At 43.6% G+C, this 17,460-nt stretch carries 13 protein-coding genes and 1 pseudogene; 7 read left to right on the forward strand and 7 right to left on the reverse strand.

The window, feature by feature from the left end; all coding sequences use genetic code 11:
- Nucleotides 1-20: 20 nt before the first annotated feature.
- Nucleotides 21-491 carry a DUF29 domain-containing protein gene (locus ACFFRD_RS31105; protein ID WP_392479604.1) on the reverse strand — a complete coding sequence of 157 codons (471 nt, stop codon included), beginning with the start codon at nucleotides 489-491 and terminating at the stop codon, nucleotides 21-23.
- 137 nt (nucleotides 492-628) lie between these two features.
- On the opposite strand from ACFFRD_RS31105, the gene ACFFRD_RS31110 reads away from it, so the two are divergent.
- Nucleotides 629-928, forward strand: a complete 300-nt coding sequence (locus ACFFRD_RS31110; RefSeq protein ID WP_094333099.1) for a 30S ribosomal protein PSRP-3 — start codon at nucleotides 629-631, stop codon at nucleotides 926-928.
- A 10-nt stretch (nucleotides 929-938) separates the two neighbouring features.
- Here ACFFRD_RS31110 and ACFFRD_RS31115 read toward each other — a convergent pair whose 3' ends face one another.
- The 4 genes from ACFFRD_RS31115 to atpD form a co-directional block, all read right to left on the reverse strand.
- On the reverse strand, nucleotides 939-2,714 hold the full coding sequence (locus ACFFRD_RS31115) for a protein kinase (RefSeq protein ID WP_392479607.1): 1,776 nt from the start codon (nucleotides 2,712-2,714) through the stop codon (nucleotides 939-941).
- A gap of 110 nt (nucleotides 2,715-2,824) precedes the next feature.
- The gene (locus ACFFRD_RS31120; RefSeq protein ID WP_392479609.1) at nucleotides 2,825-4,930 is read right to left on the reverse strand and encodes an SPFH domain-containing protein; all 2,106 of its coding nucleotides are present in this window, start codon (nucleotides 4,928-4,930) and stop codon (nucleotides 2,825-2,827) included.
- 276 nt (nucleotides 4,931-5,206) lie between these two features.
- Nucleotides 5,207-5,620: an ATP synthase F1 subunit epsilon gene (gene atpC / locus ACFFRD_RS31125; RefSeq protein ID WP_114081955.1), complete on the reverse strand. Its 414-nt coding sequence runs from the start codon at nucleotides 5,618-5,620 to the stop codon at nucleotides 5,207-5,209.
- Nucleotides 5,621-5,751: 131 nt separating this feature from the next.
- Nucleotides 5,752-7,200, reverse strand: a complete 1,449-nt coding sequence (gene atpD / locus ACFFRD_RS31130; RefSeq protein WP_114081954.1) for a F0F1 ATP synthase subunit beta — start codon at nucleotides 7,198-7,200, stop codon at nucleotides 5,752-5,754.
- A gap of 596 nt (nucleotides 7,201-7,796) precedes the next feature.
- Here atpD and ACFFRD_RS31135 point away from each other — a divergent pair.
- Nucleotides 7,797-8,618, forward strand: a complete 822-nt coding sequence (locus ACFFRD_RS31135; RefSeq protein WP_392479611.1) for a SirB1 family protein — start codon at nucleotides 7,797-7,799, stop codon at nucleotides 8,616-8,618.
- Between the two features lie 154 nt (nucleotides 8,619-8,772).
- Here ACFFRD_RS31135 and ACFFRD_RS31140 read toward each other — a convergent pair whose 3' ends face one another.
- Nucleotides 8,773-9,213: an SRPBCC family protein gene (locus ACFFRD_RS31140; protein ID WP_174708126.1), complete on the reverse strand. Its 441-nt coding sequence runs from the start codon at nucleotides 9,211-9,213 to the stop codon at nucleotides 8,773-8,775.
- A 330-nt stretch (nucleotides 9,214-9,543) separates the two neighbouring features.
- Here ACFFRD_RS31140 and ACFFRD_RS31145 point away from each other — a divergent pair, with 330 nt between their 5' ends.
- Both ACFFRD_RS31145 and ACFFRD_RS31150 read left to right on the forward strand, forming a co-directional pair.
- On the forward strand, nucleotides 9,544-11,196 hold the full coding sequence (locus ACFFRD_RS31145) for a mechanosensitive ion channel (protein WP_392479612.1): 1,653 nt from the start codon (nucleotides 9,544-9,546) through the stop codon (nucleotides 11,194-11,196).
- A gap of 139 nt (nucleotides 11,197-11,335) precedes the next feature.
- Nucleotides 11,336-11,449: pseudogene (locus tag ACFFRD_RS31150) on the forward strand (reverse transcriptase); the annotation flags it as partial.
- Nucleotides 11,450-11,575: 126 nt separating this feature from the next.
- Here the strand turns inward: ACFFRD_RS31150 and ACFFRD_RS31155 are convergent.
- The gene (locus ACFFRD_RS31155) at nucleotides 11,576-12,682 is read right to left on the reverse strand and encodes a CobW family GTP-binding protein (RefSeq protein ID WP_392479614.1); all 1,107 of its coding nucleotides are present in this window, start codon (nucleotides 12,680-12,682) and stop codon (nucleotides 11,576-11,578) included.
- Nucleotides 12,683-12,819: 137 nt separating this feature from the next.
- On the opposite strand from ACFFRD_RS31155, the gene cysS reads away from it, so the two are divergent.
- From cysS to ACFFRD_RS31170, 3 genes are all read left to right on the forward strand, one after another.
- Nucleotides 12,820-14,274, forward strand: a complete 1,455-nt coding sequence (gene cysS / locus ACFFRD_RS31160; protein WP_392479616.1) for a cysteine--tRNA ligase — start codon at nucleotides 12,820-12,822, stop codon at nucleotides 14,272-14,274.
- 88 nt (nucleotides 14,275-14,362) lie between these two features.
- Nucleotides 14,363-15,802, forward strand: coding sequence for a TldD/PmbA family protein (locus ACFFRD_RS31165; RefSeq protein WP_392479618.1), 1,440 nt, complete (start codon nucleotides 14,363-14,365; stop codon nucleotides 15,800-15,802).
- A 235-nt stretch (nucleotides 15,803-16,037) separates the two neighbouring features.
- Entirely contained in the window at nucleotides 16,038-17,384 is a 1,347-nt protein-coding gene (locus ACFFRD_RS31170; RefSeq protein ID WP_392479620.1) for a TldD/PmbA family protein, read from the forward strand.
- Nucleotides 17,385-17,460 lie beyond the last annotated feature (76 nt).

Below are 17,460 nucleotides of genomic sequence, written 5' to 3' on the forward strand. Positions count from 1 at the left end.
CCCCATCATAAAACGTGAGATCATGACTCAGGTAAAAAATCGGGGTCGAGGGCTTGCTCTGGCGTAAAGAGAGATTTTTCTGGGAAGATAGCGATCGCTAATCCAGTTTCAATGACAGCCAGTCGTCTAGCAGTTTCATAGCTTTCATCGAAAACTTGATCAAAGTAAGGTTTCAAACTCGGACTTTCCTTGAGTGCCTTTTGGACTCGCCTGCGGTGTTCCAAAATTGTGTACTGCCAACTTTTTGAGCGCCTTTCAGTTTGAATTTGGTATTTCAGCAGATGCATCAGCAACACTTCCAGATTGCTCTCCAATGCCCGCTTTTCACTCCTACCCATTGTTTCAATTTCTTCAATCAAATTCTCTAAATCCAGTTCTGTGAGCCGACCTTGCTTGAGCAGTTCTGCTGTGGTTTGAATCCACAGGTAAAAGTCTTGCTCATACAAATCTGAATCAGATTTTGTTTGAGATTGGGGCAGTTGGGTAGTCATAAGCATCTTTGTTAGCGCCGACTTACACTTTATGCTAGCCCAATCCAATGACTGTTTGGTCATTTGATAGGGTATTGCGTTAAAATAAGCGATCGCTATCCTAGTTAAGTAATGCCCGGAAATTCCCGGAGGTGTGATTGACCAAGTTTATTTTGAAAATTCTGTGGTTAGACGAAAACGTTGCTCTCGCAGTGGATCAAGTTGTAGGCAAAGGCACCAGTCCTTTGACTAAGTACTTTTTTTGGCCCAGAAATGATGCCTGGGAAGAATTAAAAAAGGAATTAGAATCCAAACATTGGATTACTGACCTGGATCGTGTTGAGTTGCTTAATAAAGCAACAGAAGTGATTAACTACTGGCAAGAGGAAGGTAGAAACCGTCCAATGGCAGAAGCTCAGTTGAAATTTCCAGAAGTTGCCTTCACAGGTAGCGCCTGATATTACAATATTAGCGATGTCTACGACGGGCTACGCCTACGCGCTGTTCTACAAGCTGCCACAGTTTGATAGTCTTGTCTCTGCTGCCACTTGCAATTAATTGTCTAACTTTGCTCACAGCTACAGCAGATACTGAGTCTACATGACCAGAGAGAGTAACAATCTCTTCTGCTGTGCTTACCCTCCAAAGTTTAACTGTTTTGTCGCAACTTGCACTTAGGAGTTTTTCGCCATCGGCAGTAAAAGCCACAGCCACCACAGACCAAGAATGGCCTACAAGTGTGCAAATTAGCTGACCTGTGTTTACCTCCCACAATTTAATAGTGTTATCATCACTACCCGTCGCCAAAATTTGACCATCAGGACTAAAAGCGACTGTCAAAACCGCCCATGCATGACCCGAAAGGGTGCTTAACAAGCTATAGCATGGGCGGTTTTGAATTTCTCTCTGGGAACCTTCTATCTGCCACAGGCGAATTGTTCTGTCATAACTTGCGCTAGCTAAAAGCTGTCCTTGGGGACTAAATGCTACTGAATTTACCTGTAATTGGTGTCCAGTTATGGTGCAAATTTCTGTGCCAGTATTGACATCCCAGAGTTTGATTGTCTTATCCCAGCTACCACTAGCGAGAATCTGCCCATCTGGACTGAAAGCAACTGATTTTACGGCGTGTGAATGTCCCAATAAAGTGCAGATTTCTTTTAATGTATCAACCTGCCACAATTTGATAGTTTTATCATCGCTAGCAGTTGCCAAAATTTGACCATCAGGACTGAAGGCGACTGATTTTACCGCTTGGGAATGTCCTAATAAGCTAGCTAGGATTTTTTGAGTATTTAAATCCCACAATTTGACGATTTTATCATCACTAGCACTGGCTAAGGTATAGTCGTCAGGACTTATGGCAAGGGCATTTACACTACTCAATGTCCCAGAATGACCAGTTAAGGTATGCAAGCATCGCCAAGGAGGGTTTGGTAATTTCAAATTTTGAGTTTTACATTCCATACCCATTGCTTGCATAACTTCATTAGCTAATTGAAAGCGGCGGTTAACAGAATTTTGCAGCAGCTTGTCGATAATTTGCGCCAGACGATTGCTTACTTTGGTAGTAAGATATTGTTGCCAAACCCAACAATCGTTAGCAATATCAAATAAATCAAAGGGAGGAATCTGGGTAAGTAAGTAAATACAAGTTACACCCAAGCTATATAAGTCACTAGCAAAAACTGCTTTTCCCTTTGTTTGTTCTGGTGCAGAATATTCTGGACTGCCAATACTGGTTTCAGATGTTAGCCGATCAATTTCTGTGACGAGTTTCGCAGTGCTAAAATCGACTATAACGAAATTCCCCTTTTTAGTAATTGGGGATCTACGGATGATATTTTGGGGTTTTATATCGCGGTAGATGATGTTGCCATCGCTAATAAACTGCAAAACTGGCAACACATCTTCTAACAGTTGCCAAATCTGAGTTTCATTAAAAGCACCTTCTTCTTCAACCACCTGAGCCAAATTAGTGCCTGCGATAAACTCCTGCACTAAATAAAAATGCCCGTTGTGCTGAAAATAAGCCAATAAAGCGGGAATTTGCGGATGCTTTCCGAATTCCTCTAGCTGTTGGGCCTTTTGCTGAAAATCTTTAAATGTCTCGTATTCCTGCGATATTTCTTGAACAACGCAAGGAATTGGCGGAAACTGACCCTCATCTACAGCGAGAAAGGTTTTACAGAATCCCCCTTTACCAATTGATTTTAGTAAACGATAACGTTCTTGTAAAAACAAAATTTTCTACCAAAATTACAGGGTAGGCAAGATGCCTACCCAAAGTAAAATATAACTATTTTAAATTGCGTTTTTCGTAGGGTAGCAAAGCTGTGCTACCCTACCGGATATTACTTATCCACTGGAAAATTCACAACTATCGGTGGAAGACCGTTATCTGTGGTTGGTTGTGTTTGGGTAACTACTGGTTGCGGATGCAAAGGTGTTGGTTTCAATTCACCCTTACCAGTTTGATTCCATAAAATCATGGATAGTAGCCCATCCACTAAGCCGTTATTGCTGCCATTACTACCAACTAAGACATCTGGAATTAAGCGGACATGGCGATCGCCTATAATCTGCATTAGTTGCATTGCTGTATAACCTTGTGACCCCAAAGCTTCCACACCAGCGCGGTAGGTTTCAGCTTTGGCGTTACCTGTGGCCCGGATACCTTCAGCCTCAGCAATTGCCCGGAGTTTTGTCCCCTCGGCTTCACCGTTTGCCTCTTTGATTTGGGCTTGGGCTTTTAGATCAGCAATATGTACACTCTGCTCCGATTTCACCATTTCTTGCTGGATATTAGCCAGTGCCGTTTCCCGGACAAGTTGCTGCCGTTGGGTTTGCGCCATCTGCTGGACTTCATAAGTCTTGCGTTCTTCTTCGGCAATTTTCCGGTCTGTCTGTGTCTGCATTAACGACGCTGGTGGCTGAATATCACCAATGAGGGTGTCGATCGCTTGCACGTCATAAGCCCGCAATGCTGTTTTAATATACTCAGCAGCCTCAGTTTGTCGCTCACTTCGAGCGGTCAGAAAGTCTAGTACAGTACAGTTTTGGGCTGAGTTGCGGAAATAATTACCGATAGTTGGTTCTAATACATGGTCTACCAGATTTTGCATTGCACCAACGCGAGAAATTACCTTCGGCGCATCTAAAGCACCCACATGGATAATTTGCGCTACTTCTAAATCAAAAGCAAACCCATCACGCGATCGCACTGTCAAGGAAGCTAGTTGAGCATCATAGCTGTGACGTTCGGTGCGACCTGACCAGTTTAAGACAATGTTGGTCGTTGGCACTAGTTCCATCTTCATGATTCGGGAATTAATCGGGTGCTTACCAGGATATAGCGGTTCGACCCATACGCCCTTATGTCCCTGATTAACCAAGTTACCGTGGGTGAAAGCTGCACCGCTGACATCTTGATGTGCCTTACCCACGAAAGAAATTACCACACCCACATACCCAATGGGAATTTCCGTCATCGGCACTTGTTCAACCTGAACAAACCAAGGGTTCAAGTTCCAAGAACCAGAAAGCAACGTTTGCTCTTGTAAGCCTCTCCGCCCACCGCCATTAATAAATTTCTGACCATTTTGGAAGTTGTCGTGTCCGTCAATTGTGGGGCCTGCGAGTTCACCGGCAGAAATTGGCAAACCATCTAAGGTAGTGACGATGCCAACTTTGTCCGATGCCAGACTGTACACCCGCAACTGTTCTGGAGCCATGCCATGAGCGCTGGCATTTGATGCCATGATGACTTTAAACAGAGCAGTGTTAATCCGGTATGTACCTGCGGTGAGAAAACCCATTTGCCGCCCTTTTTCTCCACCTTCGGTGAGGAATTTTCGAGCATCTTGGAAGTTGTCACAACCCACGATTTTCCCCAAAATCCGCTCTGGTGGGTTGGATGCGCCATCTGCTGCCACAATCAAAGCGATTTCCCCTTGGGGAACGACAATTACCGACTCTTTTTTTACAGAATATTGCCAAGGCCAATAGCCCCAGTGCCAACCAGGAGCTAAAGTATCTGCCTGTAAACCAGCTTCGCCATTGAGGGCAATCAAACTGCCGGCGGGAAGTCCACGCCCGGAAAGGGTAAATTTCCTCACTACAATACCGACTTCACGCTCACCAATGACTACAAGTCCCCCAAAGAATAGGGGGACGAATATGACGAAACCGCCGACAAGTAGGATGGGAACTAGTACAACAGGATCAATTCCAGCAGTTTGATATTGAGTCCTGCTGATTGGTAACTGAGCAATATTTGGTGTAGTCTGATTTCGCTGGACTAATGCCGAAGTTATTTCTTTTGCAGTAGTTGTTTTAACAGAATTAGGATTGGCAGAATGGATACCACCAGCGAGCGCTAACGTTGCTACGATAGAGGCCGCAAAACGAGCTACCTTATTTTGTTTACGAGTACCAAGCAAAGATGAAAAGCTTTTCATAATTTGTGCCCATTTGGGCAACTAATTAGCTAAGTTAACACTTCACCAGAGCTTGCCTCGATTTCTTAAACTTGACGTAATTTTTTTGAAAAATTAATAAACGAGGAGTCAGAATTCAGAATTCAGGATTCAGAATACTCGATTCATATACGGAGAAAGTTTAGCATTTATACAGAATTAATACTGAATTCTGACTCCTGACTCCTGAATTCTTTTTAATAAATAATTTGCAGGTTGGACATTGCCCAACCTACAAAGTCGAAATAGAAAATTAAATTAGACCAAACCGCCAGCAGCTTGAAACCGAGCGCGGGCGCGTTTGAAAGCTTGATTTGCCTTGATTTGGGCTTGGCGATCGTCTGCTGAAACTTGAGTGAGTCCCGCTTCTGCTTGGTTGTAAGCAGCACGAGCTTCTTCAAGGTTAATTTTGTCGCCACGTTCAGCGCCGTTAACCAGAATTGTCACTTCATTTTCTTCGACTTCGGCAAAGCCACCCAAAAGAGCGATCGCTTCCCAACCCTGATTTTTCGCGGCACGGACTCGCATTACACCAGTATCCAGGGCGGTTAAAAGTGGTGCGTGTCCAGTGAGGATACCTAGTTGACCAGTTGTGCTAGGCAAAACTACTTCTTCTGCTGGAGCATCCCAGACTGTTTTATCTGGGGAAATTACCCGAACGGTTAATGTCATTTGTCTTTTGTCCTTCGTCCTTCGTCCTACCCTACGGGAAGCCGCCCAAAGAGCGTCTATGTCCTTTGTCTTTTGTAATTGCCATTAGTCATTAGCAGTTAAACTAATGACCAATGACCAATGACAAATGACTAACCTTTGATTTTTTCAGCTTTAGCGATCGCTTCGTTGATATCGCCAACCAAGTAGAAAGCCTGTTCTGGCAGAGCATCCAACTCACCAGACAGAATTTTTTGGAAGCCTTTGATGGTATCTTCCAACTTCACATACTTACCAGGAGAACCGGTAAATACTTCTGCTACAAAGAATGGCTGAGACAAGAAGCGCTCAACTTTCCGCGCCCGTGCCACGATTAGACGGTCTTCTTCAGACAATTCATCTAAACCGAGAATGGCGATAATGTCTTGGAGTTCTTTGTAACGTTGCAGAGTTGATTGCACCGCCCGCGCAGTATTGTAGTGTTCTTCACCGACAATGTTTGGTTGGAGCATGGTGGAAGTTGAACCAAGGGGGTCAACTGCGGGGTAAATTCCCTTAGCAGCCAAACCGCGAGACAGTACTGTGGTTCCGTCCAAGTGGGCGAAGGTAGTAGCAGGTGCGGGGTCTGTCAGGTCATCCGCAGGTACGTATACTGCTTGAATGGAGGTAATGGAACCCTCTGTAGTCGAGGTAATCCGCTCTTGCAGTTCACCTACGTCGGTTCCCAATGTGGGCTGATATCCTACCGCAGAAGGCATCCGACCCAATAGCGCGGATACTTCCGAACCTGCTTGTACAAACCGGAAGATATTATCAATAAACAGCAGCACGTCCTGCTTGTTCACATCCCGGAAGTACTCTGCTACTGTCAATCCTGAAAGACCAACCCGCATTCTAGCTCCGGGTGGTTCGTTCATTTGACCGTAGACTAGAGCAATTTTTGATTCGTTGAGGTTCTCGTTATTGATTACCCCAGACTCAATCATTTCGTTGTAGAGGTCATTACCTTCACGGGTGCGCTCACCCACGCCAGCAAAAACGGATACTCCACCATGCTGGGTAGCGATGTTGTTAATCAACTCCATCATGATTACGGTCTTACCAACACCAGCACCGCCGAATAGACCAATTTTACCGCCGCGTCGATAGGGAGTCAGAAGGTCAACAACTTTAATCCCAGTCTCAAACACCGAAGGTTTGGTTTCCAGGTCGGTGAATTTAGGAGCAGAGCGGTGAATGGGTAAACTTGCCTCAGCATTTACTGGGCCCCTGTTATCCACAGGTTCGCCAAGGACGTTGAAAATCCGGCCCAAAGTGGCTTTACCAACTGGCACGGTAATGGGAGCGCCTGTATCGCTGACTTCAAAACCGCGCACTAAGCCTTCGGTGGAACTCATTGCAACAGTCCGCACCTGGTTGTCGCCCAGCAGTTGCTGTACTTCAACGGTGATGTTGATTTCCTGCCCAGCTTCGTTGGTGCCTTTGATTTTCAAAGCGTTGTAGATTTGTGGCAATTTCCCGCCGGGAAATTTAACGTCTACAACTGGGCCAATGATTTGGGTAATGTAGCCAATGTTTGTTTTTTCTGCGGTTGTGACCATGCTGCGCCTAATGAGTGAAGCTATATTTCAGATAAGGTCGGAGAAGACATAAAATTAAGCAATGTCACCTTTCAGATTAGCACTGAACGACCCTACTCTACGCCATAAATTGATCCTTAAGACTGGGGCTTGGGGATCAAAATTAAGGTAAGTTTTTGCATGGGGACTGGAGAAGACTCAAAATTAAAACTAGAGTGTCAAGATTGTGCAGACGCGGCAGTGTTCAAAGTGAGTTAGTTAGAAATTTATGCTTTAGCTGGGGCTTTGGGTTGTTGTTTGCACTTTCAGACAGAATCTATACTGAGAACGCCGACAGCTAGAAACTGGATTTCTCACAAGTGAGAAATCAAGGAATGTGGGGGGTGTGGGAGGATGGGGAAGAAATCTGACCCCGCACACTCCCCACACTCCTCTGCCTAAACTATGCGTGAAAAATCCGGGTAGAAGCCTAGGGTAGAACTTACATTTCCAAATCTTCTGAATATCCTTAATATAAAAAATAGGTACAGAAAAATGTTTTCAGTTTAGCCAAGGCACAATGCTTGGGTTAAGCGTAGGTGCGGTTTCATTCTCATACTTCCACTGGGCAACAGGTTATGAATTTCTCGTCAGCGCGACAATATTTTTACCAAGAGATTCAGCAGGCTGACGAGCATATTGACCTAGCAAAGGCAGCTTTGTATATTGCCCTAGAAGAATATCCCAAGCTAGACCCAGAGGAATATCTCAACGCCCTTGATACAATGGCATGGGAGCTTCAAGAACGCCTACCAGACTCACGATATCCTTTGCGGATAGTTCAAAGTATTAATCAGTATCTCTACGATGATTTAAAATTTTCTGGTAATAAAATTGACTATTACGACCCTCGTAACAGTTTTTTCAATGATGTAATTGACCGTCGACTAGGAATTCCTATTACCTTAGCCTTGGTTTACCTAGAGGTTGCCAGACGGATTGATTTCCCGATGGTGGGTGTGGGAATGCCAGGGCATTTCTTGATCCGCCCAGATATTCCAGATATAGAAATTTTCGTGGATGCCTTTAATGGCGGTGAAATAATATTTGCTCAAGATTGCGAGGAACGGCTGTCTCAAATTTATCAGCAACCTGTGACGCTACAGCCAGAATTTTTAGCCGTGGTCAGTAATCGGCAATTTTTGGCACGGATGCTCACAAATATAAAATTTATTTACCTCAAACAACAAGAGTTAGAAAAAACGCTGGCAGCAATTGAACGAATTTTGTTGCTGTTTCCTAATGTAACTTTAGAATTGCGCGATCGCGGCTTAATCTCCTATCAACTTGGTAACTACCCCCAAGCCGTAGACGATTTACGACATTATTTAGCAAAAGTTCCTGATGCCCAGGATGCATCCGTAATTCGGCGGCTACTTACGGAATTGGGCAGGGATTAGGGAATGGGGAATAGGCAAGAGGACTTGGGGACAAGGAGAATTGGGGACAAGGGGAAAGACTTGTTTCAAGTTCTTACCTCTTGTCCCCTTGTCCCCTTGTCCCCTTGTCTCCCCTGCCTCCCCTGCTCCTCTGCCTTTTCTGCTCAATGCCCAATTACAAATTTTCTGCGACTCGTTTCAGGCGGCGGAGTTGGGCTTGCATATCTTCTTTTGTCCAAGATGCGGCAAAGGTATTGAAACCCCAACTCACTAAGGGGTTAGGAATATCGAACTCAAAACGGTTTAGTAGGAGCGTTCCCTTTTCTGTGGGTTGACATTCCCAGCGATCGCGCCCTTGAAAAAATCCCTGAAATTCCCAGACTACCAAACCCGGTTGTCGTTCCACAACTACGCTATTCAACGTAGGTTTCAGTAGAGGAATTTGAATGATAAAACGGCTTTCACTGCCTACATCAGTACTCCAAGATTCACCCACAGGTTCGCAACGGAGGACAGGGTTGAGCCAGCGTTGCATGAGAGCTAAATCGCTAATACAGCGCTCTACCACCGTAGCTGTAGCATTAATTTGAATCGATTGTTCTAAAACTTGAGGCATTCCACATCTTCGATGCTGTTGCTGCAATTAGAGTAACGCAAAATTCGCCATTTCCAGTAGATTAAATCAAATATTTGGTAACACAGTCAAAAATTACTCTTGATATGAATACGCCTTATGTGAATTAAAATGCCCTACCGATAGCAAGGGTTTCAGGCTGTAGTTGAGCCAAGATGTTTAGCTATGTTGACGTATTTACGCCTTTCCAGACTCCAACTCACATAAGCCGTTGAATACATGTATGTATATGTATGTGTTTACTGGTAAATTGATAGGCAAAACACTTACTCAGTGTTTGCGGCGAATACTTAAGCTTAATTCCCGAAAACCATGAATACAACTTGGCAAGGAATAACCCAGGTGATAGAAGTTGGTTTGGCTATGAAGGTGCAGCAATTTTTGGCACAATCGCCCAGCCTGCAACCGATACAACCAGCAGTGAATCAAGGAATCGCTGATGTACAAGGTATTGTTCAACAGATAATTCTGTTTACGCCCCGTCTCCTGGGGGCAGTAGCAATTTTGTTAGTAGGTTGGCTAATTGCAGCGATCGCAGCAGCCGTAACGCAAGGAATCCTCAAGCGCACAAACATCGATAACCGCATTGCCACAGGGATAACAGGTCGTCAAGATGTTCCCCAGGTGGAGAAATTAATCTCCAGCTTAGTCTTTTGGAGCATTATTCTATTGACGGCGGTAGCTGTTTTACAGACCTTGGATCTGGAAGTAGCCTCTCGACCCCTCAATAATTTTCTCAATCAACTTATTGGCTTTTTGCCAAATTTGGTTGGTGCGGGAATCCTTTTGGCAACCGCCTGGTTTTTGGCGACCATTGTCAAGATTATCACTGTGCGCTCATTACAGGCATTTAATCTGGATGAGCGTTTGAATCCAGAATCAGAAGACAGCGCACCCAGCCTAAATCAGTTGTCTCTAAGTGAGACGATTGCTAATGCTCTGTATTGGTTTATATTTTTACTGTTTCTTGCCCCAGTTTTAGATAGTCTTGGACTAAGGCAGGCTTTACAACCAGTACAAGCTCTCATTACAGAAGTTCTGCTAATTCTACCGAACATTTTAGCGGCGATCTTAATTGCTGTAGTTGGTTGGTTCATCGCTAATGTAGTCCGGCGGATTGTGACGAACTTGTTGGCGACAACTGGTATCGACCATTTAGGTAGCCGATTGGGATTATCTGCGAGCGCGGGGGTGCAACCTTTATCGAGTATTATCGGCACAATTGTCTATGTTTTGATTTTGATTCCTGTAGCGATCGCAGCGCTTAATGCCTTGCGAATTGATGCGATATCTGTGCCGGCGATCGCCATGCTACAACAGGTTCTCAACGCTCTCCCTGCCATCTTTACAGCCGTGGCAATTTTAATTGTTGCCTATTTTGTGGGGCGGTTTGTGGCGGATTTAGTTACAAGTATCCTTACCAATTTAGGCTTTAACAACATTTTCACTATTTTGGGTCTGACTACACCCACTAGACGCATCGAAATTTCAACTGAACCAACAACTGCTCATATCCCAAACCGTACTCCATCGGAAATTGCAGGTATTGTTGCCTTAGTGGGTATCATGCTGTTTGCAACGGTGGCGGCGGTGAATATCTTGAATATTCCAGCCCTGACAGCATTAGTGTCTGGTATTGTGATTATATTTGGGCGAATTTTGGCGGGATTGGTGATATTTGCTATTGGCTTATTCCTGGCAAATCTAGCTTTTAATATCATTACCAGTTCTGGCGAACGTCAGGCAGAGATTTTGGGACAAGTAGCGCGAATTGCCATTATTGCCTTAGTCTCTGCAATGGCGCTGCAACAGATCGGAGTTGCCAGTGATATTGTGAATTTAGCCTTTGGACTTTTACTCGGTGCGATCGCAGTTGCTATTGCCCTAGCCTTTGGTCTTGGAGGGCGCGATATTGCCCGCGAACAAGTTCAAGAATGGCTAAACTCTTTCAAAGGTAGAAACTAAAAGTTGATGAAGGCGCAATTTCATCTCTATATAGCAATCCTAAATCATTCGTGAGAATTTGAAATTGTTGCTACCCTTCTTAGTCCCCCCGATGTCTTGGGGGGACGGCATTAGCTGGGGGAAAAATTTTTTACAACTTTGGCAAGCAATCGCAAAATCTGCTTTAGAACCAGCACATGAAGCAAAATTTCATGCTAGAAACTACGGTTTTAGATCAGGACGTTCGGCACATGATGCCCAGAAAATTCTGTTTAATATTACGACGGAGATTTAACTTACTGGAGCGAACGCAATAGTAAGTTAATAGATGGCGAAGTTATTGGGAATTCATTCCCAGGTGGAACCTGGGAACGAGTAGTAAACTTTTAACTCCTAATTTTTATTTCCCAAACCCTTTACCGCGAGAGGTTGAAGGTAGACAAATACAGTTTTCGAGTTGACTAATTAAAGCCTCACGATCCAAATTTTGACCAATCAGCACTAGCTGATTTTTCAATTTACCTTGCCATTCATCATCATCCAAAGTGAAGCGTTTGCCACAAAGGTGGAAAATATGACGCTTCGGACTTTCATCAAACCACATAATCCCCTTGGCTCGGAAGATATTTGAGGGTAGCTGGTTATCTAAGAAATACTGAAACTTCCTAATAGAAAAAGGCTTGTCACTTTGGAAAGAGATGGAAGTAAAACCATCATTTTCTAAATGGTCAGAATGATGATGATCGTGGTCATGGTCGTGATGATCGTGACCGCATGTTGAGTGGTCATGATCGTCATGATGATCGTGATGTTCATGATCGTGATGATCGTGTTCATCCACTACTGTGTCAAAATATTTATCAGACTCAAATAGACCAACACTCAAAATTAAAGGAAGTGGCACTTGCGATCGCGTCGAGCGAATAATTCTTGCTCCTTCCTTAACTTCGTTAATTTTTGTTTCTAACTCGTTCAAAGTGGCTTCATCAACCAAATCAGCCTTGTTCAGCACAATTACATCGCCGTATGCAATCTGGCTGTATGCGGCTTCAGAGTTAAATAAATCTAGGCTGTAATTCGCCGCGTCTACCACGGTAATAATCGAATCTAAGCGGGTTAAATCTCGTAATTCTGTGCCCAGAAATGTTAAAGCTACTGGTAGCGGATCTGCTAATCCAGTTGTTTCCACTACTAGATAATCTAGATTTTCTTGGCGTTCTAAAACTTTGTAAACTGCATCTACTAAATCATTATTAATAGTGCAGCAAATACAACCATTATTTAGTTCCACCATGTTCTCACCAGTGGAAACAATTAGCTCGTTGTCGATGCCAATTTCACCAAATTCATTCACAAGAACAGCGGTTTTTAAACCCTGTTGGTTGTTGAGGATATGATTGAGTAAAGTCGTCTTGCCACTACCGAGGAAACCCGTAATAATTGTTACTGGCATTCCTTGTTTGGGCGTATCCATTGCCGAAGATTCGGGTGTAACTGCTGATTGCATAGCGCTGTTATCAAATAGTCAAAAAATAGTAATGTAGCGCAGATAGTCCAGAAAACACTAGCATAGGGATGCTGGACTGTCATCCCAGCTGCTTTACCCTATTATTACGTATCTCCTTATTTCAGCATTACTCTGTTATGACCCTAACACTCTACAATACCCTCACCCGTCGTCAAGAACCGTTTGAAACAGTCGAACCAGGCAAGGTTAAGATGTATTACTGCGGCGTGACGGTGTACGACTACTGCCATTTGGGTCATGCTAGAGCTTGCATTGTTTGGGATGTAATCCGCCGATACCTCCAGTTTATCGGTTATGAAGTCCGATATATCCAAAATTTTACTGATATTGATGACAAGATTCTCAATCGAGCCCGTGTTGAAAATTCATCAATGGAAGCTGTGGCCGATCGCTTTATCAAAGCATATTTTGAGGATATGGCGCGGTTAGGAATCAAAGAAGCCGATGAATATCCCCGCGCTACCCACACGATGAACGGCATTCAACGGTTAATTCATGAATTAGAAAATAAAGGTTTTGCTTACCCCTCTGATGGTGATGTCTATTATGCAGTCCGGCAGTTTGCTGAGTATGGCAAGCTTTCTGGACGCAGGTTAGAAGATATGCAAGCGGGGAAAAGCGAGCGCGTCAACGTAGAAGATCCAGAATATCAGAAAAAGAAAGACCCCTTTGATTTTGCTTTGTGGAAAGCAGCAAAACCGGGAGAACCCGCTTGGGAATCACCTTGGGGCGCAGGTCGTCCGGGGTGGCATATAGAATGCTCGGCAATGGTGCGCGATCGCTTGGGTGATACCATCGATATTCATGCTGGTGGTGCTGACTTAATTTTTCCTCACCACGAAAATGAAATTGCCCAATCTGAGGCTGTAACAGGAAAACCCTTAGCGCATTACTGGTTGCATAACGGCATGGTGAAGGTAGATGGTGAAAAAATGTCCAAATCTTTGGGCAACTTTACCACTATTAGAGACTTACTGGATCGAGGAGTTGACCCGATGGCAGTACGGTTATTTGTGCTAACTGCTCAATATCGTACACCCATAGATTTTACCGACGAAGCGATCGCCGCAGCAACCAACGGTTGGCACACCATTAAGGAAGGTTTACTTTTCGGCTACCAATACGGCAAAAAACTAGGTTGGGAACTAGAAGAGGGGGAAAATTCCCCAATCGAAAATTCAGATGTTGAGCGTTTCCAAGAAATTGTGAATAACGACTTTAATTTTCCTGGTGGATTAACAGTACTCTTTGAATTAGCCAAAGAATTGCGCCGTGAGGGGCATATTCTTGTGCATGAAGGGAAAACCGAAACATCTCCAGATAAGTTAAAGCATCAATGGCAAACTCTTGTCACATTGGCTGGAGTTTTGGGTTTAGAAGCCGAGATAGAAGCAGAACCTGACAAGATTAATGGTTTAAGCGATGCGGAAATTGAAGCGAAAATTCAGCAAAGGCAAGAAGCGCGTCAAGGCAAAAATTTTGCCGAAAGCGATCGCATTCGTGACGAACTCCAAGCAGAAGGTATTACGCTAATTGATAGCCGTGATGGTACACGCTGGCATCGGAATTAAAGGAGACTGGGAAGTAGGAATTTAATTCTTCCCCATTCCCCATTCCCCATTTCCAATTCCCAATTCCCAATTCCCAATTCCTTAAATTATGTGGTCTGAACTTAAGAAAGCGATCGCTAGTTTCGACATTCCTGCTGATTGGATCGGTATCAGAGCCGTAAAGGAGACTTCTACAAGCCGTTCAGTCCGTGACGGCTTACCCCAGGCAAATGGCAAATCCTTCACTATTGGAGCCATGCTGGAAGTTTTGGTCAACGGTTGTCTAGGTTATGCAGCCACTAACTCTCTGGAATTGTCTTCACTACAAGCTGCTGCCCAAACAGCCTATAAACAGGCACTAGCAGCCAGCGAATGGTGGATACATCCCTTTCGTGAAAGTGAGCGCCCGAAAGTCGTTGGTGAATATAAATCTCCATTCCTTGAACCATTTGATGCTTTGAGTCCGGGAGAAATCAACGATTTACTGGTTCGTATTTGCCAAACACTGAAAGTTGACGAAAAGATTGTGCAAACCATAGCCGGGGCTAGCACCATTGAGAGAGAGTCTTGGTTTGTTAGCAGTAATGGTTCAGAAGTTTATCAAAAAATTCTATCTATAGCTACTCATTACGGAGCCACCGCCCAAGATGGGTCAATTGTACAGCAGCGCAGCAACAACGGCTCCCAAGCAAACTGTTACCAAGGCGGACTCGAACTATTAAAACAAGAAAACTTATGGCATCGGGTGCGGCAAATTGGCGAACAAGCAGTAGAACTCTTGACAGCAGAAGAATGCCCAACTACCCGTACCAATTTAGTTTTAGCTCCAGATCAAATGATGCTGCAAATCCATGAAAGTGTCGGGCATCCCCTAGAAATTGACCGAATTTTGGGAGATGAGCGTAACTATGCTGGGGGCAGCTTCGTTAATAAAAGTGATTTTGGCAACCTAGTATATGGTTCGCCTCTGATGAACATTACTTTTGATCCCACCGTGGCTGGTGAATTTGCTAGCTATGGCTTTGATGATACTGGTGCTGTAGCAACGCGGGAATATTTGGTCAAAGAAGGAGTACTTCAACGGGGTTTGGGCAGTCTAGAGAGTCAAGCTAGAGCAGGTGTATCAGGAGTAGCCTGTGCCCGTGCTTCTTCATGGAATCGACCAGCGATCGATCGCATGGGTAACTTGAATTTAGAACCTCTAAACGCTAGCTTTGAAGACATTATTAGCGGCATAGAACACGGCGTTTACATGGAATCTAACCGATCTTGGTCAATTGACGATCGCCGTTACAAATTCCAATTTGGTTGTGAGTACGCTAAATTAATTGAAAATGGTAAACTCACTAAAACCCTCCGCAATCCCAACTATCGCGCCACAACACCAGAATTTTGGCATAGCTTAATCGAAGTAGGAAATGCTGAAAACTGGCAAATGTATGGTACTCCTTATTGTGGTAAAGGAGAACCAAATCAGGCCATTTGGGTAGGACATGGTTCCCCTGTTTGTGTATTTGCAAATGTCGAAGTTTTTGGTGGAGGAAGTTGAAAAAGTTAATAGTTAGGAGTGAATAGTTGGTACTTAAGTAGTTAGGCATAATTAAATATAAAATAAAATTCTAGTTCGTAGTGAGCGATTTATCGCTCAGAACAATTATGATGAGGACTAAATTCCTTACTACAAGCTTTAATTTATTTACGCCTAGCTACTTAGGAGTTTTGAGGTCAAAAACTCTTCAACTCCTAACTTTCCCCGGCTTATTCCCTATTAATATTTAATATCCATGAAAATTGAGGAATTATCTGCGTTAGAAGTCAGCTTTAATCGACTGGTTGAAACTCTGCTTATAAAAAAAGCAGAAAATGAACAATTCACCGTCAAACTCAGTAGTGAAAGAAGTCAATTCACTCGTTTCAATCATGCGAAAGTGCGACAAACTGGTTGTGTCGCTGATGGGTGGATCGAACTGACTCTGATGGCAGAGCAACGCAGTAGTGTTAGGCAGTTTCCCTTTACTGGAAATTGGGAGCTAGACTGGCAATTAGCATATTCTGCTTTGCAGGAATTACGCGACGAACTGATTCTATTACCCATCGATCCATATCTAGTTTTACCATCAGGAACTAATACCAGTCGTGAAGTACATTCTGGTAATTTGTTGGCAGAAGAAGCAGTAGTATCAAGTGTATTAGAACAAGTTAATGAATTAGATTTTACTGGTATATATGCTGGAGGAATAGTAATTAAAGGTTATGGTGATTCCAGTGGTCAAAAACACTGGTTTGCAACTGATTCTTTCACCTTAGATTATTCTCTATTTTCCGCCTCTGGACAAGCTGTTAAGGGCACATTTGCCGGAAGTGATTGGAATAAATCTGCTTATATAGCCAAAATTAGCGAAGCTAAAAAACAACTCGAATTGCTTGCTCGTCCATGTAAAGAACTGCCACGAGGACAATACAAAACTTATTTTGCACCTGCTGCTGTTGCAGATTTATTAGTCATGCTTTCTTGGGGAGCTATCAGCGAAGCTGATATCCAACAAGGAAATAGTGCTTTAGCTGCTTTATCGCGTCAAGAAAAACAACTTTCGCCAGCATTTAGTTTGAAAGAAAACTTTCAGCGCGGATTAGTACCCCGATTTAATGAATTGGGAGAAATGGCAGCACCGGAGTTACCTGTAATAGAAAAAGGACTTTTGGTAAACACTCTGGTTAATTCTCGCACTGCTAAGGAATATCAAAAAACTGCCAATGGTGCTAATGGTTCCGAGACTCTCCGTGCGCCAGAAATCAGTTCAGGAAATTTAGTATTTGAGCAGATTCTTCCGAGATTGGATACAGGATTGTATCTATCAAATTTGCATTACTTAAATTGGAGCGATCGCCAAACTGGTAGAATCACAGGGATGACCCGTTATGCTTGTTTTTGGGTGGAAAACGGAGAAATTATTGCTCCCATTGAAAACTTACGTTTTGATGAAAGTCTGTATCGCTTCTGGGGAGAAAACCTAGTAGATTTGACTGATTTTCAAGAATTTATTCCCGAAGTAGGCACTTATGATAGTCGCCAACTAGGAGGTAGTTTAGTTCCCGGTATGCTGGTAGAAGATTTTACTTACACCCTGTAATCAGGTATTAATTGCATTTTTGATGAATTTTAAACATAAATATAGCAATCATATTTGATTTGTGAGAATTGCAAAA

Source organism: Nostoc sp. C110, assembly GCF_043099725.1.
In the GTDB taxonomy this organism is placed as follows: Bacteria; Cyanobacteriota; Cyanobacteriia; order Cyanobacteriales; family Nostocaceae; genus Nostoc; species Nostoc muscorum_A.